Annotated in this window: 21 protein-coding genes; 13 read left to right on the top strand and 8 right to left on the bottom strand. The window is 63.6% G+C overall.

All coding sequences use genetic code 11. From position 1 onward, the window contains the following. Positions 1–123: 123 nt before the first annotated feature. Positions 124–1,572: a glutamine synthetase family protein gene (locus IVA82_RS18930; RefSeq protein ID WP_247390159.1), complete on the top strand. Its 1,449-nt coding sequence runs from the start codon at positions 124–126 to the stop codon at positions 1,570–1,572. 323 nt (positions 1,573–1,895) lie between these two features. Beyond that, the gene (locus tag IVA82_RS18925; RefSeq protein WP_247390157.1) at positions 1,896–2,267 is read left to right on the top strand and encodes a hypothetical protein; all 372 of its coding nucleotides are present in this window, start codon (positions 1,896–1,898) and stop codon (positions 2,265–2,267) included. A gap of 125 nt (positions 2,268–2,392) precedes the next feature. On the opposite strand, the gene IVA82_RS18920 is transcribed toward IVA82_RS18925, so the two are convergent. From IVA82_RS18920 to IVA82_RS18890, 7 genes are all read right to left on the bottom strand, one after another. Then, positions 2,393–3,106, bottom strand: a complete 714-nt coding sequence (locus IVA82_RS18920; protein WP_247390155.1) for an ABC transporter ATP-binding protein — start codon at positions 3,104–3,106, stop codon at positions 2,393–2,395. Continuing rightward, the gene (locus tag IVA82_RS18915; RefSeq protein WP_247390153.1) at positions 3,099–3,866 is read right to left on the bottom strand and encodes an ABC transporter ATP-binding protein; all 768 of its coding nucleotides are present in this window, start codon (positions 3,864–3,866) and stop codon (positions 3,099–3,101) included. Before IVA82_RS18915 ends, IVA82_RS18920 begins: the two co-directional genes overlap by 8 nt. After that, a complete protein-coding gene (locus IVA82_RS18910) occupies positions 3,859–4,803 on the bottom strand; it encodes a branched-chain amino acid ABC transporter permease (protein WP_247390151.1) in 945 nt (314 codons plus the stop codon). The genes IVA82_RS18915 and IVA82_RS18910 overlap by 8 nt, the downstream gene beginning before the upstream one ends. Beyond that, positions 4,800–5,717 carry a branched-chain amino acid ABC transporter permease gene (locus IVA82_RS18905; protein ID WP_148741800.1) on the bottom strand — a complete coding sequence of 306 codons (918 nt, stop codon included), beginning with the start codon at positions 5,715–5,717 and terminating at the stop codon, positions 4,800–4,802. Before IVA82_RS18905 ends, IVA82_RS18910 begins: the two co-directional genes overlap by 4 nt. A gap of 323 nt (positions 5,718–6,040) precedes the next feature. After that, positions 6,041–6,259 carry a hypothetical protein gene (locus IVA82_RS18900; RefSeq protein ID WP_247390149.1) on the bottom strand — a complete coding sequence of 73 codons (219 nt, stop codon included), beginning with the start codon at positions 6,257–6,259 and terminating at the stop codon, positions 6,041–6,043. Position 6,260: 1 nt separating this feature from the next. Further along, entirely contained in the window at positions 6,261–6,920 is a 660-nt protein-coding gene (locus IVA82_RS18895) for an acyl-homoserine-lactone synthase (RefSeq protein WP_247390147.1), read from the bottom strand. Positions 6,921–7,005: 85 nt separating this feature from the next. Further along, positions 7,006–7,734: a LuxR family transcriptional regulator gene (locus IVA82_RS18890; RefSeq protein WP_247390145.1), complete on the bottom strand. Its 729-nt coding sequence runs from the start codon at positions 7,732–7,734 to the stop codon at positions 7,006–7,008. Between the two features lie 166 nt (positions 7,735–7,900). Between IVA82_RS18890 and IVA82_RS18885 the strand changes: the two genes are divergently transcribed. The 9 genes from IVA82_RS18885 to IVA82_RS18845 all read left to right on the top strand — a co-directional run bounded on the left by IVA82_RS18885 (position 7,901) and on the right by IVA82_RS18845 (position 16,992). After that, a complete protein-coding gene (locus IVA82_RS18885; protein WP_247390143.1) occupies positions 7,901–8,077 on the top strand; it encodes a hypothetical protein in 177 nt (58 codons plus the stop codon). Positions 8,078–8,433: 356 nt separating this feature from the next. After that, on the top strand, positions 8,434–9,372 hold the full coding sequence (locus IVA82_RS18880; RefSeq protein WP_247390141.1) for a LysR family transcriptional regulator: 939 nt from the start codon (positions 8,434–8,436) through the stop codon (positions 9,370–9,372). 132 nt (positions 9,373–9,504) lie between these two features. After that, entirely contained in the window at positions 9,505–10,383 is an 879-nt protein-coding gene (locus tag IVA82_RS18875; protein WP_247390140.1) for a shikimate dehydrogenase, read from the top strand. Between the two features lie 57 nt (positions 10,384–10,440). Further along, positions 10,441–11,571, top strand: a complete 1,131-nt coding sequence (locus IVA82_RS18870; protein WP_247390138.1) for an ABC transporter substrate-binding protein — start codon at positions 10,441–10,443, stop codon at positions 11,569–11,571. Between the two features lie 194 nt (positions 11,572–11,765). Continuing rightward, positions 11,766–12,641 (top strand): branched-chain amino acid ABC transporter permease, encoded by an 876-nt coding sequence (locus IVA82_RS18865; protein ID WP_247390136.1) that lies wholly within the window; start codon positions 11,766–11,768, stop codon positions 12,639–12,641. Continuing rightward, entirely contained in the window at positions 12,638–13,636 is a 999-nt protein-coding gene (locus IVA82_RS18860) for a branched-chain amino acid ABC transporter permease (RefSeq protein ID WP_247390134.1), read from the top strand. Before IVA82_RS18865 ends, IVA82_RS18860 begins: the two co-directional genes overlap by 4 nt. After that, positions 13,633–14,376, top strand: coding sequence for an ABC transporter ATP-binding protein (locus tag IVA82_RS18855; RefSeq protein ID WP_148741790.1), 744 nt, complete (start codon positions 13,633–13,635; stop codon positions 14,374–14,376). The genes IVA82_RS18860 and IVA82_RS18855 overlap by 4 nt, the downstream gene beginning before the upstream one ends. A 10-nt stretch (positions 14,377–14,386) precedes the next feature. Then, a complete protein-coding gene (locus IVA82_RS18850; RefSeq protein ID WP_247390131.1) occupies positions 14,387–15,124 on the top strand; it encodes an ABC transporter ATP-binding protein in 738 nt (245 codons plus the stop codon). Then, positions 15,121–16,992 (top strand): sugar phosphate isomerase/epimerase and 4-hydroxyphenylpyruvate domain-containing protein, encoded by a 1,872-nt coding sequence (locus tag IVA82_RS18845; RefSeq protein WP_247390129.1) that lies wholly within the window; start codon positions 15,121–15,123, stop codon positions 16,990–16,992. Before IVA82_RS18850 ends, IVA82_RS18845 begins: the two co-directional genes overlap by 4 nt. A 284-nt stretch (positions 16,993–17,276) precedes the next feature. On the opposite strand, the gene IVA82_RS18840 is transcribed toward IVA82_RS18845, so the two are convergent. Further along, complete coding sequence (locus tag IVA82_RS18840) at positions 17,277–18,449, bottom strand: ABC transporter substrate-binding protein (protein WP_247390127.1); 1,173 nt, start codon at positions 18,447–18,449, stop codon at positions 17,277–17,279. Between the two features lie 306 nt (positions 18,450–18,755). On the opposite strand from IVA82_RS18840, the gene IVA82_RS18835 reads away from it, so the two are divergent. After that, positions 18,756–20,021 carry an NAD(P)/FAD-dependent oxidoreductase gene (locus IVA82_RS18835; RefSeq protein WP_247390125.1) on the top strand — a complete coding sequence of 422 codons (1,266 nt, stop codon included), beginning with the start codon at positions 18,756–18,758 and terminating at the stop codon, positions 20,019–20,021. A 188-nt stretch (positions 20,022–20,209) separates the two neighbouring features. Continuing rightward, on the top strand, positions 20,210–21,067 hold the full coding sequence (locus IVA82_RS18830; RefSeq protein WP_247390123.1) for a DUF3800 domain-containing protein: 858 nt from the start codon (positions 20,210–20,212) through the stop codon (positions 21,065–21,067). Positions 21,068–21,362: the final 295 nt, after the last annotated feature.

Below are 21,362 nucleotides of genomic sequence, written 5' to 3'. Positions count from 1 at the left end.
ATTCTGGATTGCTTCGCGGAGCCTGTCATCGGGCCGCGCTTTGCGCGGACCCGTTGGCTCGCAATGACGGAGTGTGTGGCAAGCCTTGCACCCGTCGAGCATCGTGACTGAGGAGCAATCAAAGTGAGTTTCGTCGCGCGTCATGCGCTGTGGTCGGAAGAGCATAAGGACGCCGCGACGCGCATGCGCCGCATTGTCGAGGAGAAGAACCTCGAGGTCATCCGCCTCGCCTTCCCCGACCAGCACGGCATCTTGCGCGGCAAGACCATTATCGCTTCCGAGGCGATCGCCGCGCTGGAAAGCGGGTGCTCGATCACCACGACGATGCTCGCCAAGGACACCTCGCACCGTACGGTATTCCCGGTGTTCACTGCCGGCGGCGGCTTCGGCATGAAGGAGATGGAGGGCGCAGCCGACGTGCTGATGGTCGCCGATCCCACCTCGTTCCGCGTGCTGCCATGGGCGCCGGCGACGGGCTGGGTGCTGTGCGATCTTTATTTCAATGACGGCCGCCCCGTGCCGTTCGCGACGCGCGGGCTCTATCGCAAGGTGCTCGATGAGCTCGGAAGCCGCGGCCATGATTTCGTCGCCGGGCTCGAGGTCGAATTCCACATCTTCAAGCTCGACGACGCCCATATGCGCGCCGAGGATGCGGGCCAGCCCGGCACGCCGCCCTCTGTGAGCCTGCTCAGCCACGGCTACCAGTATCTCACCGAGCAGCGCTTCGACCAGATGGAACCGGTGCTGGAGATCCTGCGCCGCGACGTCCTCGCGCTCGGGCTCCCCCTGCGATCGGTCGAGGTCGAGTTCGGGCCGAGCCAGTGCGAGTTCACCTTCCAGCCAAAGGAGGGAATGGAGCCTGCCGACAACATGGTGCTGTTCCGTTCCGCCGTGAAGCAGATCGCGCACCGCCACGGCTATCACGCCACTTTCATGTGCCGGCCGAAACTGCCGAACCTGTTCGCCAGCGGCTGGCACCTGCACCAGTCGATCGTCTCGCGCGCGAGCGGGGAGAACCTGTTCATGGCCAAGGAAACGACCGAGGCAGGCGACGGGCCGCTCAGCGCGTTCGGCCGCGCTTATCTTGCCGGCCTGCTCGACCATGCCCGTGCGGCAACCGTGTTCACCACGCCGACCATCAACGGCTACAAGCGCTACCGCTCCTATTCACTGGCGCCGGACCGCGCCATCTGGGGCCGCGACAATCGCGGCGTCATGATCCGCGTGCTCGGGGCGGCCGGCGATGCCGCCACCCGCCTGGAAAACCGCGTCGGCGAGCCCGCGGCCAATCCCTATCTCTACATGGCCTCGCAAATCCTGAGCGGCCTCGACGGCGTCGACCGCAAGCTCGATCCCGGCCCGTCGGCCGACGCGCCTTATGAGACCAAGGCGCCGCTGCTGCCGAAGTCGCTGCGCGATGCCGTCGCCGCGCTGAAGGACGATCCGTTCTTCCGCGAGAAGCTCGGCGGAGAGTTTGTCGACTATTACACTCACATCAAGAATGCCGAGATCGACCGCTTCCTGGCCGAGGTGACCGACTGGGAGCACCGCGAATATTTCGAGATGTTTTGACGTGGCGGCGTTGGCGCGGTCTGAAGGATCGGCTCACAGGCCCGTGAGGCGACTTCGTCCCCGCCGGTTGCGACGACATCACCCCGCGCCCCGACGAAGCCATTTTCTCCGCCCGACGAAAACGGCCTGAAAAACAACGCGCCTAGGCTGCCGCCCCATGATCAACAGTGGAGTTCGATCATGTGGAATCATCTGTTCAGTCTGATTTACCGCCTGTCCTGCCGGACCACGCTGATTGAGATCGGCACGCATCGCCTGGCGCGTTAGACTGAGCGGCTGGCGCGCTTTAGGCAAGATGTACTGACCAAAACATGGAGATTTCCATGCGCAAGCTGATTCTGATCGCCGCGACATCGCTGCTCGCCACCCACGCCTATGCCGGAGGCCCACGAAGCCTGAGCCTCGCGGCCTCCAATTCGAGCCAGCAGGCACCCGAGCAGCCGGCGACAGTCACGGGCACGCCGCAGACCACTCAGGCGCCGTCGGCGAACGTCCAGACGGCGACCACGACATCCACTTCAACTCCGCCGGTCGCTGCCGCCGACCCGACGACAACTCCTGCCGCCGCAGCACCCGCTCAGTCGACCAGCGCACCGGTGGCCAACACGACTGAGACAACCAAGCAGAAGCGCCGCCAACCGTCCACCGAAGCACGCGTGATCCGCGAACTGCATCGCCACGGGATTTATTGGTGAGAGCGGACAGCCCTCTCCTCTGTCATTGCGAGCGCAGCGAAGCAATCCAGACTGCCGCGCCGAAAGATGCTGGATTGCTTCGCGGCGCTCGCAATGACGAGGCTGCGGCACCAGCGTCCCGTCTTTCAAATTCCCAGATATTTGTGCTGCAAATCCGGCTCGGCCAACAGCTGGTCGGACGTGCCGCTCCACACCGTCTTGCCGCGCTCGATGATGTAGTGGCGGTCGCAGATGCGGGCGAGGTGATCGACGTTCTTGTCGACGACGAGGATCGACTGGCCGCGGCTCTTGAGCATCGACAGGCAGTTCCAGATCTCTTCGCGGATCAGCGGCGCCAGGCCCTCGGTCGCTTCGTCCAGGATCAGGAGCTTCGGATTGGTCATCAGTGCGCGGCCGATCGCGAGCATCTGCTGCTCGCCACCGGACAACTGGTTGCCCATGTTCGAGGCGCGCTCGGCCAGCCGTGGGAATAGCACATAGATCGCGGAGAGCGTCCAGGGATTGGCGCTGCCGAAGCGATCGGCGGCCGCAGCGACCAGATTCTCGCGCACCGTGAGGTTCGGGAAGATCTGGCGTCCCTCGGGCACGAGGCCGACGCCGAGTTTTGCGATTTTGTAGGACGGCTGCGTCCGCACCTCGGAGCCCGCAAAACGGATGCTGCCTGTGCGCGCCGGCGTCAGGCCCATGATGGAGCGGATGGTGGTGGTCTTGCCCATGCCGTTGCGGCCCATCAGCGAGACCATCTCGCCCGGATTGATCGACAGCGACAGGCCAAACAGCACCTGGGACAGCCCGTAGCAGGTTTCGATGCCGTCGACGTCGAGCAGCGTTTCAGCCATGGTGCGTCACCACATGCTGGTCGCCGAGATAGGCGCGCTTGACATCGTCGTTGCCACGGATTGCGGCCGGATCGCCGGAGGCGATGACGCGGCCATAGACCAGCACCGTGATGCGGTCGGCGAGCGCGAACACCGCCGGCATGTCGTGCTCGACCAGCACGATCGAGACTTCCTTGCGCAGCTCCTGGAGCAGCTTCACCATGCGCTGGGATTCGGTGACGCCAAGCCCGGCCATCGGCTCGTCCAGCAGCAGCAGTTTTGGCTTGCTCGCGAGCGCGACCGCGAGCTCGAGCTCGCGCCGCTCGCCGTGGCTGAGCCGGGACACCACGACGTCGGCGCGATGCAACAGCCCGACGCGATCGAGCGCAGCATGCGCGGCGTCACGCAGGCCCTTTTCCTTGCGCGCATTGGCGAAGAAACGGAACGACGTGCCGGCATGGGCCTGCGCCGCCAGTGCGACATTGTCGGCAGCGGTGAAGTCGAACAGCAGTGACGTGATCTGGAACGAACGCGCCAGGCCCAGCGCGCAGCGGCGATAGGCCGGCAGGTAGGTGATATCGAGGCCACCGAGCGAGACGCTGCCGGAATCCGGCGCGAGATGCCCGGTGAGCTGGCTGATCAGCGTGGTCTTGCCGGCGCCGTTCGGGCCGATGATGGCGTGCAGCTCGCCGGCCGCGACGTCGAGCGAGACGTTGTCCGTCGCAATGATGCCGCCAAAGCGGCGCACCAGCTTTTCGACACGGAGCAGCGGTTCAGCCACGATTGAACCTCCCGAGCAGGCCCATGATGCCGCCGCGGCCGAACAGCACGATCAGCAGCAGCAGCGGGCCCATGATCAGCGCCCAGTATTCGGTGATCTGCGACAAGAACTCTTCCAGCAACAGGTAGACCACCGCCCCCATGACCGGGCCGAACAGCGCGCCCATGCCGCCGAGGATGACCATCACCATGAGGTCGCCGGAGCGGGTCCAGTACATCGCGGCCGGGCTGATGAAATCGGTGTTGTTAGCGAGCAGCGCACCGGCGAGGCCGCACATCATGCCGGAGACGACGAAGCAGACGAGCTGATAGCGTTTCGCCGGAAAGCCGATCGCCTGCATGCGCTGCTCGTTGGAACGCAGACCCTGCACGACGAGGCCGAAGCGCGAATTGACGATGCGCCAGATCAGGAAGATCACGCCGAACAAGCTGGCGAGGCAGAGATAGTAGAACTGCACGCGGTTGCCGAGATTGATCAGGCCGGAAAAGTCGCTGCGCTTGTAGACGGTGAGACCGTCGTCGCCGCCGTAGCGTGCGAGGCCCGAAGCGACATAATAGGCCATCTGCGCAAATGCCAGCGTGATCATGATGAAATAGACGCCGCGGGTGCGCAAGGAGAGCGCGCCGATAACGAGCGCGTAGAGTGCGGACGCCGCGATCGCGACCGGAAACTGAATGAAGCCGGAGCCGACGCCTTCCTGCGCCAGGATGCCGACGGCATAACCGCCGATGCCGAGATAGGCGGCATGGCCGAAGCTCATCATGCCGCCATAGCCCATGATGAGGTTGAGGCTCGCGGCTGCCAGCGCCAGGATGACGACGCGGGTGAACAGCGTCAGGATGAAGATGTTGCCGGAGAGCTGCGAATAGAGTGGCAGCAGCACGAGGCCTGCCAGCATCAGGGCCGTCACGGCCTTGCTCACAGTGAAAGCCTTCATCGACGGTTGGCCGGAAACAGCCCCTCCGGCCGCACCACCAGCACGATTGCCATCAACAGATAGATCAGCATGGATGACAGCGCGGGCGCGGCGGTGGAGGCGGCGGTCGAGCTCAGCACCTGCCGCAGCAGGTTCGGCAGGAAGGCACGGCCGAGCGTGTCGATCATGCCGACGAAGATCGCGGCCAGGAACGCGCCGCGGATCGAGCCGATGCCGCCGATCACGATGATGACGAAGGCGAGGATCAGGATGTTCTCGCCCATGCCTATCTGCACGGTGAGAATCGGCGCCTGCATCAGCCCGGCAAGGCCTGCAAGCGCGGCGCCGAGACCGAACACCAGGGTGTAGAGCAGCTTGATGTTGATGCCGAGCGCGCCGATCATCTCGCGGTTGGAGGCACCGGCCCGGATCAGCATGCCGACGCGGGTGCGCATCACGCCGAGATAGAGCAGCAGCGCAACGAGCAGCGCCACGACGATGATGGCGAGACGGTAGGCGGGATAGTGAATGCCCGGCAGGATCGGCACCGGCACGGTGAGCCAGGCCGGCAATGGCAGCGCGAGGCCCGCCGGCCCCCAGATCAGCCGCACGGCCTCGTTGAAGAACAGGATCAGGCCGAAGGTCGCGAGCACATGGTCGAGATGGTCTCGTCCATAGAGATGTTTCAGCGCCACCACCTCAAGCACGATGCCAAGCAGCAGCGTCGCACCGAGCGCCAGGAACGCGCCGAGCAGAAAGCTGCCGGTCCAGGCCGCAAAGGTCGCGGCGAAATAGGCGCCCATCATGTAGAGCGAGCCGTGCGCGAGGTTGACGAGATCCATGATCCCGAACACCAGCGTCAGTCCGGCGGCGAGCAGGAACAGCAGCAGGCCGAACTGCAATCCGTTCAAAAATTGTTCGACGACGAGCAGCATCAAAACTCTTTCAGGCGCACGCAGCGACACGCCGATGTTCGAACACGGTCGCCATCAGTGAAAGAGCTCCCCCTGCCTCTTCAAGGCCGAAAAATGGGTAATGGCAGTATCGTTCCGAGGCAAGAGCGATTTGACGCCAGACATGCACTTTGTTGCATCCCGGCGGGGTGCGGTCGTGCGCACCTTGTAAGAAGGCTGCCGGGGAGGATGGGTCAACCTGCCGCACCCATCCGGGGCGGAGGCAGCGGCGCGCTGCGCAAAAACGCTCGCCCTCTCCCGAGGGAGAGGGCGAGACCTTCCGTTGAGTGAAGGAAGACTGGCGTCTAGTGCGACGTCATCTGTTGGGGGAGATCGTCCGGCTCGAGGAGCGCGGCGTCTGCCGTCGAGGCCTCCAGCGCCGCCATCCGGAACAGATAGGCGAGTGTCGCCATTCCGGAGTCTTCCGCCATCTCCGCGAGTTCGAGCGCCATGTCGGACATGTAGCTGAGATTCTCGTCCCTGGTCTGCGCCATGATCTGGCTGTCCCGCATCATGTTCGACATCTCAGGCAATCTTTCGTTGCGCGGCAAGGCCGCAGAGGTTGGCACGGGCGATGCAGTCGATACGCGGACCGTCGTGCTGGATGGCGTGCGTCATCCCGATACGGTTGCACACGATATCGAGCGACTCCTGACGGACCTCAATCGTCGCGGCCATGGTCCAGGAGTCCTCGACCAGCGCCGGTAGTCCGAGCGGCGTGACGACGAAGCCGATGTCGTGGAATCGCGGCAGCCACCACGTCTCCATGACCAGGCAGAGACGCTCTATGCCCTGGTCGAGACAGAACTCCTGCGCCGCCGCCATCAGTTGCAGGTTGAGCGCGCCATCGCGGCGGTCGCGCGCGACGAAGAAACGTGACCACTCCCAGACCAGGGGGTCCACCGGACAGCCACGCACCGCAGCAAGGTGTGGAAAGACATCGCTCATCATCGTCGGCTTGGTGGTTGGATACAGCCGGGAGCCGGCGAGCACACGGCGGCTCTCGTCGAGGGCCAGCAGATAGATCGCGTCCTCATTGTCATAGGGGTCGATCTCGCGGTTATCGCGCTTCCGCAGTCCCTCCCATTTCCGCTCCTCCACAAAAATCTCGTGACGCAGCCGAAAGTGTTGCTCGATGACGTCCTCGTAAAGGTGCCGGTTAACGGCCGAAATCACATGAATCATGAAGTCCCCCATGGCTTGAAATGAGGGAAGCCTCTTGGAAAAAGGCCGAGCCGACTATTGGGAAATTTCCCAGTAGGCGGCTATTTCAGGGATTGATGATTCTGTGACGGATTGCGATAGCGACCGCATGCGTCCGGTTGACGGCGCCGAGCTTGCGCGCTGCAGTTGCAAGATGCTCTTCCGCGGTGCGCTGCGTGATATTCAGGATCTCGCCAATCTCCCAGGCCGACTTGCCCTGCGAAGCCCAGGAGATCACCTCGCGCTCGCGCGGGGTGAGGCGCATCGACGGATGCGGCGTCGGATCGAGCAAACGGCGAATATGGTCGAAGCCATACATCGCGATCAGGTGCAGCGCCGGCTTGCTGCGGGCATTGAGATCGAGGTGGACGCCACCAAGCGAGACGCCGGCCTCGTAGCCGGTCAGCCCGTGGATCGGAACGACGAAGCCACGCGACATGCGGAAATCGGCAGCGCGCCGCATCACCTCCACGGCGCCCGGTTCCAATTCGGGATCATAAGGCGCCTCCGACCACTCGAAGGGATTCACCGTCTGCCGGCATTTGCGGATCACGGGATCGACGCGATCGTAGCTCTTTTGGGTGTAGAGGCTGAACCATTCCGCCGGCCACTTCTTGGCGAGCACCATCTGGGAAAAGCGCTGGTCGGGATTCGGCAAGCCCGTCACGATGATGTGCTCGAAGCCGTACCGGCTGAATACCGTTGCGAGCGAATCCATGGCGTCCGGAACCGTGCTGTAGGCTCCCAGCCCTTCGATGAAGTCGAGCGCTTCCCGGCCATAATCCACGGCGGACATCAGTGCGTTTCCTGACCCTTGCCGCTCGCTATAGCACGTCTTGGGGGGCTGCCTCAATTCACCGCTTCCGTAGTTTCCCGGTGCGTCACACGCTCCGAAGATTAATCTACTTGTGGAAGAATTGACGTCAAGTTACACCTAGGACGCCTGCAGCGGGAAAGCCACGATGGAAGACGAGAACATCGCCCTCAACAGCGTGCTCGGCCTCGAGCTCAACCGCGTATTTTTCGCCGTCCGCGACACTGCAAACAAGCAGAAGATCATCGAGTTCGCACGCGAGGTGCTGCAAAGCGAGCGCGCGGAACGGCCCGGCAGCGTATCGCCGGAAGGACCGGCGAGTTAAAACGGTTGTGGTCATCGCGCAAGCTGCTCGCGCGGTTGCGCCGGCCTTCATTTGAATCCGCCGATTTGAGTCCAAGCAATCCGCCACGAAGGTAGTTTTCCTTCTCCCCTTGTGGGAGAGGGTGGCGCGAAGCGCCGGATGAGGGGTCTCTCTCCACGCACCCACTGCAGCAGGATCATTCGCCGAGAGAACCCCTCACCCGTCTCGCCGCTATCGCGGCGATCCACCCCCTCCCACAAGGGGAGAGGGCAAGAAGCCCGCCCGCTCCGTTCACATCAACACATACTTACCGCTGGATGACCTCGCTTCTCCCGTGAGATGATCGTTGCCACGATCGCCTTTCGGGAAGCCAGGACATGATGACGCTGCGCCAGGTTGAAGTGATCCGGGCCGTGATGGTGACGGGCACCATTGGCGGTGCGGCGAAGCTGCTCAACGTCTCGGCGCCCGGCATCAGCCGTCTCGTCAAATACACCGAGCGCTCGCTCGGCATCCGCTTCTTCCAGCGCCAGAACGGTCGCTACTTCCCGACGCCGGAGGCCGAGAACATTTTCGAGCAGATCAACGGCGTCTACAAGAAGGTCGACGATCTCTCCGAGATCATCTCCAAGATCGGACGCGGCGCGTTGTCGGAGCTGCGCATCGGCTCGGTGCCGAGCATCTCGCAGGTGATGGTGCCGCGCGCGATCGAGCGCGTGCGGCGCCGCTATCCCGATCTCGGCATCGACATCAACATCCTCAAGCTGGAGGAAGCCATCGACTATCTCTTGCTCGGCCGCGGCGAGTGCGTAGCGATGAGCTACCGGCTCGAGCATTCCGGGCTCGACTTCATGCCGCTCGCCTCGGGCGAGCTCTATTGCATCGTGCCGCCGGGCCATGAGCTCGCCGGCCGCAAGCAGGTCTCGGCCGCCGAGATCACCCGCTATCCGCTGATCGGCATCGACCCCAAGGATCCCTACGGCCGCATCATGGCGGAGATCTTTGCACGCAGGCGGCTCGACTATAACATCACCATCCGCGCCCGCTTCGGCACCACGGTCTGCGCGCTGGTGAAGGCGGGGCTGGGCATCGCCGTCATCGACCAGTTCACGGTGGCTCATGGCGGCTATCCCGGGATCGAGCTGTTGAAGATCACCGAACCGACGCGGTTCGACACCTACATCGCGGTCAAGCGCGGCGCACCGCTGTCGCTCCATGTCGAATACTTCATCGCATCGCTGCGCGCCGAGATGCGCGCGGTCGAGCCGTCCCGCGGCAACGGCAAGGCGGCCGCAACGCGCGGGCGGAAAAAATAACATTATGTTAGGTTTGCCCGATAAATGGGTAATTGTGTTAGGCAAGGGAAAGACTATCGTCCCGCTTGGACTTGCGCGGATTTCCCCGCTATTGGCCGGGGATAGACGCTCCTCACAAGACGATTGCACACCATGCCCAAGCGCGGATATGCCGCCAGCAAAAAACTCCTCACCGGCCTGATCGGTGCGCCGATCGCGCATTCCGCCTCGCCTGCGATGCACGAGCGTGCGGCCGAGGCGCTTGGCCTGCGCGGCCATTACCAGCTGATCGAGGTTGCCGGCGCCGATGCAGATGGGCTCCGCATGATGCTCGAAGGGGTGCGGCGGCTCGGCTTTGCCGGCGTCAACGTCACCTATCCATACAAGGAAGCCGTGGTCCCGCTGCTCGACGAGCTGGCGCCGGGCGCCGCCGCCATGGGCGCGGTCAACACGGTGGTCGCAAGCGGCGGGCGGCTGACCGGCCACAATACCGACACGACTGGGTTTGCCCGCGCGGTGGCGCCGCTGCTGGCGCCTGCCGGAAACCGCGTCGCCGTGATCGGCGCGGGCGGCGTCGGCAAGGCGATCGCGTTTGCGCTGGCGAGCCTGGGGGTGACCGACATCCGCATTTTCGACAGCGAGCCGGGGCGCGCCGAGAAACTCGTTTCCCTCCTGGCCGTGCAGGGTGGTGCGAGGGTGGCTATGAGCGTTGAGGACGCACTCAATAGTGCGACCGGCCTCGTCAACGGCACGCCCGTCGGCATGCTGCCGAACCGGGGCATGCCGCTCCCGGCCGCATTGCTGCACGAAAAATTATGGGTCGCCGACGCCGTCTATTCACCGCTGATCACGCCGCTCCTGGCTGCGGCGCAAGCCAAGGGCGCGCGGATCATGACCGGGCGGGAGCTTGCGATCTACCAGGCGGCCGACGCCTTCGAACTGTTCACGGGCCTTGCCCCATCGACGGACGTCATGGGAGAGGCTTTTGATGGCGTGATGGCGGAGCGAAGCTCGACCACCAACGCAGCGTAACCTAAGCGGCCGGACACAAGGCCGTCGACCAAACCGAACAATCCAAGGAGGAATGAGATGAAATCCACGCTACTGGCAGGCGCCCTGCTTGCCTTCGCCGCAGCTACCAGCGCCCACGCACAGGCGATCAAGCTTGCCGACGTCGCCGAGCTCTCGGGCGGCGGCGCCACCGTCGGCACCAACTGGAAGAACGGCATCGACCTTGCAATCGAGGAGATCAACGTCAAGGGCGGCGTGCTCGGCCGCAAGCTCGAAGTCAGCCACGCCGATTCTCAGTCCAACCCCGGCGTGGCGCGCGCGCAAGTGCAGAAGGCGCTCGACGCCGAGCCCTACGTGCTGCTCGGGCCTGGCTATTCCGGCTCGGTGAAGGTCACCGCGCCTCTCGCAGCGGAAGCCGGCATCGCGCAGATCATGGGCGGCGAAGCCGCCGAGCTGACGCAAGGCGGCAACAAGTTCCTGTTCCGCACCTCGTTCGGCCAGCAATCCTCTATGCCGAAGGTCGCCAAGTACATCCACGACGAGATGAAGGCGAAGACGGTCGCGGTGGTCTGGGTCAACAACGATTTCGGCCGCGGCGGGCGCGACGTCGTCATCAAGGAGCTCGACCGGCTCGGCTCGAAGGTGATCGCCGACCTCTCGACCGAAGCCGGCCAGGCGGATTTCGCCGCCGACGTCGGCAAGATCAAGGCGGCCAATCCCGATGCCGTGTTCGTCTATCTCAACGAAGAAGAGAGCGCGCGCATCCTCAAAGAACTCAAGCGCCAGGGCGTCACCGCGCCGCTGATGGGCGAGACCACGCTGATCGGCCAGAAGGTGATCGATCTCGCCGGCGACGCCGCCAATGGCGCGCGCGGTCATGTCGGCCTCACCACCGACGCGCCAGTCGACCTGATCAAGGCCTTCCGCGAAAAGTTCTCGAAAAAATACAATTACGTGCCGGACCACAACGGCCTGAAGGGCTATCTCGCCGTCTACATGGTGAAGGCCACCACCGAGAAGATGGGCAAGGTCGATTCCAAGGCCTTCGCCGACGCGCTGCACGGATTGACGATCAAGGCCGCAGATGAGCCGGGCATCCTGATGGATGTCGCCTTCAGCGAGACCGGCGACATCGACCGCCAGAGTTTTCTGGTGGAAGTGGTGGAAGGCAAGCAGGTCGTGAAGCAGGTGCTGCCGAAGGTGAAGTGAGGTCTCTCTTCTCCCTCGCCCCGCTCTTCGCGGGGAGAGGGTGAGGGGCTGCTTCCGCGAGTTCGACTCTCACTGTGTTCGCGGAGAGAGAGTCCCTCACCCCTCCCTCTCCCCGTAAGGACGGGGAGAGGGAGTGATAGACCTACGCTTGTGTCAATTCAGTTCACTCGGGCTCTAACGGTCAAAGAGAACCCATGTCCAATCTGTTCGATCTTCTGGTTGCAGGGCTTGCCACGGGGGCGATCTACGCGCTGGTCGCGGTCGGCTTCACACTGCTGTGGCAGACCTCGCAGACCATCAATTTTGCGCAAGGCGAGTTCGTGATGCTGCCGGCGTTTTTGATGCTGGCGGCGATGCATGCGGGCGCACCGTTCTGGCTCGCGATCATCCTCGGCATCCTGCTGTCGATGGTCCTGCTCGGGCTGGCCTTCAAGATGCTGCTGGTCGACCCGATGATGCGCCACGGCGTGCTGCCGCTGGCGATCGCCACCATGGCGCTGGCGATCGGCATCAAGGAAGCCGTGAAACAGTTCTTCAGTGCCGAGGCCTCGCCGTTTCCGTCGATCGTGCCGACCGGCGACATCTCCATTCTCGGACACGCCGTGTCGCTGCAAAGCATCGGCGTGCTCGCCCTTGCCATCCTCGCTGTCTTCGGCCTGACCGCGCTTCTCAATCGCACCTCGCTCGGCCATCAGATGCAGGCGGCGGCGCAAAACCCGACGGTGGCGCGCATCATCGGCGTGCCGGTCGAGCGCATGATCCTGCTGACCTTCCTGATCAACGCTTTCCTGGTGGCGCTGGCCTCGCTGCTGATCACGCCGATTTATCTGGCAAAATTCTCGAGCGGCGAGGTGCTGGGCCAGGCCGCCTTCATCGCGGCGATCGTCGGCGGCTTCAACCAGGTCCGCGGCGCTATCGCCGGCGGGCTCCTGATCGGCGTTCTCGACAATCTCGCAGCGTCCTATGTCTCGACGCAATATCGCGCGGCGGTGCCGTTGATCTTCCTGATCCTCGTCATCCTGTTCCGGCCGCAAGGATTGCTCGGCCGTGCCGAGGAGCGCACGGTATGAGCGGATTTGCCAAACCCCTGAAGATCGCGCTCGGCCTTGCCGTCATCGCCGGCCTCATCGTCATTCCCATGAACTTCAACCGCTACGGCCTGTTCATCCTGAGCCAATGGGCGGTGATGACCATCGCGGCGATGGGACTGAACCTGACGCTCGGCTATGCCGGCCAGGTCTCGCTGGCGCAGGGCGCCTTCGTCGGCATCGGCGCCTATGCGGCGGCGATCATGACGACCCATGGCTGGCCGCTGCCGGTCGCGATTGTGGTCGCGATCATCTTGAGCTTCGCGGTCGGTTGGGTGCTCGGCTATCCCGCGTTGCGCGTACAGCATCACTACCTCGCCTTCGTCACGCTGGCCTTCTCGACCCTGGCTTTCCTGGTGTTCCGCAACGAAAGCTGGCTCACCGGCGGCATCTACGGCATCTCCAACATTCCGCGCCCGCACATCTTCGGGATCGCGACCAACAAGCCGCTCCCCTTCTACTATGTCTGCCTCGGCTCGCTCGCGATCGTGTCGGTGGCAGTGTGGTGGCTGATCCGCTCGCCCTGGGGCCGCGCCTTCATGGCGTTGCGCGAGAACCCGCTGCGTGCGCAGTCGCTCGGCATCGACACGCGGCGCTACACGTTGATGGCATTCGCGATCGGCTCGGCGCTCGGCGGCATCGCCGGCGCGCTCTATGCGCCGCTGACGCAATATATCGATCCCGTGCCGTTCAACCTGTCGCTCTCGCTCGACCTCTTGATGATGGTGATCGTCGGCGGTGCCGGCTTCTTTCTCGGTCCGTTCCTCGGCGCGATGATCGCGGTGCTTTTGCCGGAGTGGCTGCGCTTCACCGAAGGCTACTATCTGATGCTTTATGCGGTCGCGGTGATGCTGCTGCTGATCTGGTCGCCTACCGGCATCCTCGGAATCCTCGACCGCGCCATGGCGGCGCGGCGAACCAAGGCGGCCTCCGCGCTGCGCGCCGTCGCAAAATCCCGGCTGGAGACGGTGCAATGAGCGCGGTCCTCGAAGTCACCAACATCAAGAAGAATTTTGGCGGCATCAGCGCGGTCGCCGACGTCAGCTTCGACGTCCGCGAGGGCGAGATCCTCGGTCTGATCGGGCCGAACGGCTGCGGCAAGTCGACTCTGTTCAACTGCATCCTCGGCCAGCTCACACCATCAGGTGGCGAGGTCAAGCTCGACGGCAAAGTCGTCACCGGCCTGCGCCCCGCCGAACTCAACAAGCTCGGCGTCAGCCGCACCTTTCAGTTGTTGCAGGTCTTTCCAAAGCTCTCGGTGCGCGAGAACTTGATCCTTGCGGGACAGGAGCACCAGGGCAGCATGGCCTCGCGTCTGGTCGGCCGCTCTGACGCCGGACTGACGGACGCCGCCAACCAGATGATCGGCTTCTTCAAGCTCGATCATCTCGCCGCCGAGCCGGCCGGCGGTCTGTCCTACGGCCAGCAGAAGCTGCTCGACGCCGCCATGGCGTTCATGGGCGGGCCGCGCCTGGTGCTGCTCGACGAGCCCGCCGGCGGCGTCAATCCGTCGATGCTGTCGGACCTGAAGGAGCGGTTGGTCGCGATCAACCGCGAGAAGAACGCCACCTTCGTCGTGATCGAGCACAACATGGAGTTCGTGATGTCGTTGTGCTCGCGCGTGATGGTGATGGCGGAAGGAAAAGTGCTGGCGATGGGACGGCCGGACGAGGTTCGCAAGAACCCCGCCGTGATCGAAGCCTATCTCGGACATTAGGAAACGAGCCATGAGCGACACCATCCTCTCGGTTCACAATCTCGTCGGCGGCTACGGCAAGATGACGATCCTGAACGGCACGACCTTCGCCGTGCCGCGTGCCACCATCACCACCATGATCGGCCCGAACGGCGCCGGCAAGTCGACCGTGTTCAAGGCGATCTTCGGGCTGCTGAAGCTGCGCGAAGGCAAGATCAGCTTCGCGAACCGCGACGTCACCAACTTAAGCCAGCGCGCGCTGCTCAATGCCGGCATCTGCTACGTGCCACAGGGGCGCAACATTTTTCCCGAGCTGTCGGTGCGCCACAATATCGAGCTCGGCGGTGTCGCCGCGGGCAAGGATATCGACCTGCCTACGCGGATCGAGGCCGCGCTTGACCTGTTTCCGGCGCTGCGGCGCAAGTCGGCGCAGCAGGCTTCCACGCTCTCGGGCGGCGAGCAGAAGCAGCTCGAGATCGCCCGCTCGCTGCTGCTCGAGCCAAAGCTCGTGCTGATCGACGAGCCCTCGATCGGCCTATCGCCGCTGATGGTGCAGCAGACCTTCGATATCCTCAAATCCTTGCGCGACCGCGGCGTCACCATCCTGATGATCGAGCAGAACGCGCGATCGGCGTTGGAGATCTCCGATCTCGGCATCGTCCTCGAGCTCGGCCAGACCCGCACGTTCGACAAGGCCGAACGGATCCTGAACGATCCCCGCATCGGACAGCTCTTCCTTGGGGGCGCCATGGAGGACAACGCAGCATGAACAAGCGCTCGATCGCGACCGTTTCCCTTTCCGGGGTTCTCGACGAGAAGCTGCGCGCCATCGCGGCCGCCGGCTTTGACGCCGTCGAAATCTTCGAGAACGACCTGCTGTCGTTCGGTGCCGGCCCGCGGGACATCGCAAAACTCTGCCGCGACCTCAATCTCGAGATCTGCGCGTTCCAGCCGTTCCGCGATTTCGAGGGCATGCCGGAGCCGCAGCGGGCGCGCAATTTTTCCCGGGCCGAGCGCAAATTCGACCTGATGCAGGAGCTCGGGACCGATCTCTTGCTGATCTGCTCCAACGTGTCGCCGGCCTCGCTCGGCGGCATCGACCGTGCTGCCGACGATTTTCGCGAGCTCGGCGAGCGCGCGGCCAAGCGCTCGCTGCGCGTCGGTTACGAGGCGCTGGCCTGGGGGCGGCACGTCAACGACTATCGCGACGCCTGGGAGATCGTGCGGCGCGCCGATCATCCAGCGATCGGCGTCATCCTCGACAGCTTTCATGCGCTGGCACCGGGCTTTCCAACCCGCGCGATGGCCTCGATCCCCGGCGACAAGATCTTCCTGGTGCAGCTTGCGGACGCGCCCAAACTCGAGCTCGACATCCTCTCCTGGAGCCGGCACTTCCGCTCCTTCCCCGGCCAGGGCGATCTGCCGGTCGGCGAGTTCATGGAGGCGATCGCGGCGACCGGTTATGCCGGGCCGCTGTCCCTGGAGATCTTCAACGACCAGTTCCGCGCCGGCTCGGCCGCACAGACCGCGATCGACGGCCTGCGCTCGCTGATCCTGCTGGAGGACCAGCTTGCGAAGAAGTGGCCGAGACTTTCGAGCAAGCCGCTGGCGCCGAAGGCAAAGAGCCGCGGCACCGGCTTCATCGAATTTGCCGTGAACGAGATCAAGGCCGGCGAGCTCGCCCGCCTGTTCTCGCAGCTCGGTTTCCGCAAGTCCGGCAAGCACCGCAGCAAGGCGGTGGAGCGCTGGTCGCAGGGCAAAGTCGAGCTCGTGATCAATTCCGAGACCGACGGCTTTGCGCATTCGCATTACGTCACGCACGGCCCCGGCGTCTGCGCAATAGCGCTCGACGTCGACGACGCCTCCCGCGCCATGGCGCGCGCGGAGGCGCTGAAGGCACGCACGTTCTACCAGCCGGTCGGACCGGGTGAGCTGGAAATCCCAGCGATCCACGGCGTCGGCGGCAGCTTGCTGTATTTCCTCGACCAGGCCGGCAAGAACTGGGACACCGATTTCGAGCCGCTCGCGAGCGACGCCAGCGCGGACGCCCTGCTCGCCGTCGACCACATCGCGCAGTCGATGCCTTACGACGAGATGCTGTCCTGGCTGTTGTTCTACACCGGTATCCTCGACCTGACGCGCCTGCCGCAGATGGAGATCGCCGACCCCAGAGGTCTGGTGCAGAGCCAGGCCGTCATCAATACCGACCAGAGCCTGCGCTTCGTGCTCAACGGCTCTTCCGCCAACCGCACGCTGCCGGCGCGCTTCATCTCGGAGTTCTTCGGCTCCGGCGTGCAGCACGTCGCGTTCACATGCGAGGATATCTTCAGGGCGGTGACCGCGATGCGCGGGCGCGGCGCGGATTTCCTGGATATTCCCGACAATTATTACGACGACATCGAAGCCAAATACGACCTTGCCCCCGAACTGATGGCGCAACTGCGCGCCAACCACATCCTCTACGACCGCGACGGCGACAGCGAGTTCTTCCAGGTCTACACTCACATCTTTGACGAGCGGTTCTTCTTCGAGATCGTCGAGCGAAGGGATTATCAGGGCTTCGGCGCGGCGAATGCCGGGATCAGACTCGCAGCGCAGGCCCGCGAGGTGCGGCCAATGAGCATGCCAAGGGTGTAGGTGTTTCTTCGCCTCTCCCCGCCTGCGGCGAGAGGCCGGCTCGCATCGAAGATGCAATCCGGGTGAGGGGGACTCTCCGCGAGAGAGATGGCTGTCGTAGCAAAAAAGACCATCCGCGCCGTCATTGCGAGGAGCCCTTGCGACGAAGCAATCCAGAATCCCTCCGCGGAAAGATGCTTCGCTGCGCTCGCAATGACGCCGTGGTGGGTTGCGAGCCTCACATCCACCATCCCCGCGCAGACTCTCCCTCTCCGCGCGAGCGGGGAGAGGGAGAAGCAATCACCTCACTTCATCTGGCACTTGTCGTGGAAGCGATCCTGGTTGTTCTCGACGATGGTGGCGACCGTCTTGAGGGCGAGCTGGCCGTCGGCATCCTTGACCACGTCCTGGAGATAGAAGCTCTGCACCGGGATATGGTTGTTGCCGTATTTGAATGCACCGCGCAGCGACTTGAAGTTGGCCTTCTCCATCTCGGCCTTCATCGCATCCTTCTTGCTGGTATCGCCCTTCACAGCAACGACCGCGCTGTTGATGAGCTGGGCGGCATCATAGGCCTGGGCGCCGTAATAGGTCGGGCGCAGGCTCGTGTACTTCTTGCGATAGTCGGCGACGAAGCGCTTGTTCTGCTCGTTCGGCAGGTCATTGACCCATTCCTGCGCGCCGGGGACACCGAGCGCGTTCTCCTTCTGGAGCGGCAACGACAGCTCGTCGACGGTGAAGGCGGTGTAGAGCGGCATCGTGCTCTTCAGGCCGGCCTGCACATATTGATTGAGGAACTGCACGCCGGCTGCACCCGGATAGAACACGAAGATCGACTCGGCACCGGAGGCGCGGGCCTTGGACAGCTCGGCGGAGAAGTCGAGCTGGCTCGGCCAGACCGTGTATTCCTCACCCTTGATCTCGCCCTTGAAGGTGCTCTTGAGGCCCGCGAGCATGTCCTTGCCGGCGGCGTAGTTCGGCCCGATCAGGAAGACGCTCTTGACGCCTTTCTGGTTCATGTAGAGGCCCATGGCCTGCGGCGTCTGGTCGTTCTGCCAGGAGGTCGAGAATACGTAAGGCGAGCACAGCTCGCCGGCGAGCTGCGACGGGCCGGCATTGGCCGAGATCAGGAAGGTCTGCGAGTCCACGGCGGTCTTCAGCGAGGCGAGCAGCACGTTGGACCAGATGTAGCCGACGATGAAATCGACCTTATCGGATTGCACCAGCTTCTCGGTCTTCTGCTTGCCGACGTCGGGCTTCTGCCCGTCGTCCTCGTAGATCACTTCGACCGGCTTGCCGTCCATCTTGCGGCCGAGATGGTCCAGCGCGAGCTCGAATGAGTTGCGCATGTCGTTGCCGATCACGGCGGTCGGCCCGCTGAAGGTCGAAACGAAACCGATCTTGATGGTGTCGCCGGCGAAAGCCGGGCTTGCCAGCGTGAGCGCAGCCGCGCCCGCCAGCCAGAATGCTGTCCTCATAACCACTCCCCTCCTCAATTCTCTTTGTCCCGGAAACGGGGTGATCGCCGCTCCGGGTGGTCTCTTTAGAGCGCAAAATCCGTCGAGCTGCCAACGGCCTCAGCGCCTGCCCTGCACCATAATTCGCCCTAATCGTTAATGGCAAGAAATATAGTTCTACTCGCTTCGGCGCAGGCCGCGGCGCTTTTTCGCGGGACCTCGATACGCCCGGCCTATTCTTCGATTGATGACGGCTATTGGACCGCGTGCCACTTTCCACACTTAAATGACAGAGAGCTTCACCAGCCAGACCCGAGGGCCGCACCCATGACCACGACACCCCACCGCGTTGTCATCGTCGGCGCCGGCTTCGGCGGGCTGGAGACAACCTACCGGCTCGCAGGCAGCCCGGTCGCGATCACGCTGATCGACCGCCGCAACCATCACCTGTTCCAGCCGCTGCTTTACCAGGTCGCGACCGCATCGCTTGCCACCAGCGAGATCGCCTGGCCGGTGCGCCATCTCATGCGCGCGAGGCGTGAGGTGACGACGCTGTTTGCGACGGTCAGCGGCGTCGATGCCGACAGACGCGCAGTGCTACTGGATGACGGCAGCGAGGTGCCGTACGACACGCTGGTGCTCGCAACCGGCGCGCGCCACGCCTATTTCGGCCATGACGAGTGGGAGCAGTTCGCGCCCGGCCTGAAGACGCTGGAAGACGCGACCACGCTGCGCCGGCACATCCTGGTGGCATTCGAGCGCGCCGAGCGCGAGACCGATCCGGCCAGGCGCGCTGCGCGGCTAACCTTCGTCATTGTCGGCGCGGGTCCGACCGGTGTCGAGCTCGCGGGCACTATCGCGGACATGGCGCACCAGACCCTGCCGGAAGATTTCCGCAACATCGACACGACCAAGGCGCGCGTGGTGCTGATCGAGGCGGGCCCGCGCGTGCTCGCGGGCTTCGCCGACGATCTCTCGGCCTACGCGCAGGCCTCTCTGGAGAAGATCGGCGTCGAGGTCGTGCTCGGCCAAGCCGTCACCGAGATCGACCGCGACGGCGTGGTGTTCGGCGGCACGCGGCTCGACGCCAAAACCAAGATCTGGGCGGCCGGCGTGCGCGCATCGCCCGCCGCCGAGTGGCTGGGCGCGCCAGCCGACCGTGCCGGCCGGGTGCAGGTCGAGGCCGATCTGACGATTCCCGGCCATCCCGAGATCTTTGCGATCGGCGATACCGTTTCGATCAACGCCTGGGAGGGCAAGCCGGTGCCAGGCATCGCGCCGGCCGCCAAGCAGCAGGGACGTCATGTCGCCGAGACCATCAAGGCGCGCCTGCGCGGAGAGCCGGCAGGCCCGTTCCGCTACAAGCATGCCGGCAGCCTCGCGCAGATCGGCAAGCGGCTCGCGGTGATCGATTTCGGCCGCATCAAGCTGCGCGGCACCATCGCATGGTGGATCTGGGGCATCGCCCACATCTATTTCCTGATCGGCCTGCGCCACCGTCTCAGCGTCGCCTTGAGCTGGCTCTGGACCTACGCCCGCGACCAGCGCGCCGCGCGGTTGATTACGCAGGGGAGCAGCAAGGTGGTGGGGTGATTGACTTTCCTCCTTCTCCCCTTGTGGGAGAAGGGTATTAATATATTTTCTTGATGGTTCAATGGCTTAGACGTTGGCGTCCCTGTGGTGTCCCTAAGGGCTTTCCTCGGTTCACCTGTTTATAACAGCGCTCCACCGGGTCCACACGGATTGATCCAGTATTTCCGAACACGCCATAGTTGCGCGGTATGGCTACTCAAATCCAAGAGCCTTACTACGTCGCTTACATTGATGAGGCGGGCGACGCAGGACTGAAGAAAGTGCGCCCGATTGACGCTGTGGGCGCGACGGAATGGCTGTGCCTTGGCGCGGTGCTCATCAAAGTTAAGTACGAGCCCGAAGTGAACAACTGGGTTCGAGCGATCTTGTCAAAGGCTGGGAGCAACCGCGCCGACCTTCACTACAGGCACTTGTCCGCCTCTCAGAAACGGGTTGCTTTGAGCGAGATCGCTCAGCTCCCTTTGCGTGGCCTTGTTCTTGCGTCGAACAAGAAGAACATGCGGGGTCACCGAAATGAGCAAGCCGAGCGTGCTGGAGCCCAGCAATGGTTCTACAACTACTGTCTGCGCCTACTTTTGGAACGCGTAACTGACTTCTGCTACCAGCATGCAGCCAAGGAGCACGCAAAGGATCGTTTCGTGAAGATCCTTTACAGCGAACGCAGTATTCATTCTTACGCCCAAACAGCGGCCTACCATGAGCTTCTGAAGATGCAGGCAAGAGCCGGGGCTCTCGTCCTTACGAAGCGACGAATTATGTGGGAAGTGTTGGATTGGCGGCTTGCCCAACCAGTATCGCACTCAGCAAGTCCGGGCGCGCAGCTTGCGGATGTTGTAACAAGCGCTTTCTATCAAGCTATGGATACGCTTCCGCCAACGAAGTGGAATAACGAATTTGCAAGACTGCTGGAGCCGATCATGGCAACGGAGAGCGGGTCGTCTATGGGGTATGGCGTGGCTCTTCAGCCAACGCCCACGTGGAAAGCGAAGCTGGACAACAAGCAAAGGCAGATCTTCGAGTTCTACGGCTACAGGTTCTGGCCATGACGCGTAAAGCACTTCCGTGAGCAGCGCGCTAACCATGGCGTAAACCGATGTCCAAGTCACTTGGCGATGGTCTTTGCGCATCAGAGGAGCAAGGACACACGCGCTCGACTGCCCTTCTAGCGTAACCGGTATGAGCTCCCACGTCTGCGGTGATCAGCGGGCGCGAGCGTAGCGGATCGGCATCCAGTATTGGCGGATGGCCTCGACGGCCGCTGGAAGATCGGCGTGGGCGTTGCGCAGAAAATCCCTGGTCTCGCGCCCGCTTCGTGGCGGTCCGAGCAGCGGCCGGCCCTGA

It is taken from the genome of Bradyrhizobium sp. 142 (assembly GCF_023074015.1).
In the GTDB taxonomy this organism is placed as follows: domain Bacteria; phylum Pseudomonadota; class Alphaproteobacteria; order Rhizobiales; family Xanthobacteraceae; genus Bradyrhizobium.
The sequence above is the reverse complement of the archived record's forward strand: the minus strand, read 5'-3'. Positions and strand labels throughout refer to the sequence as shown.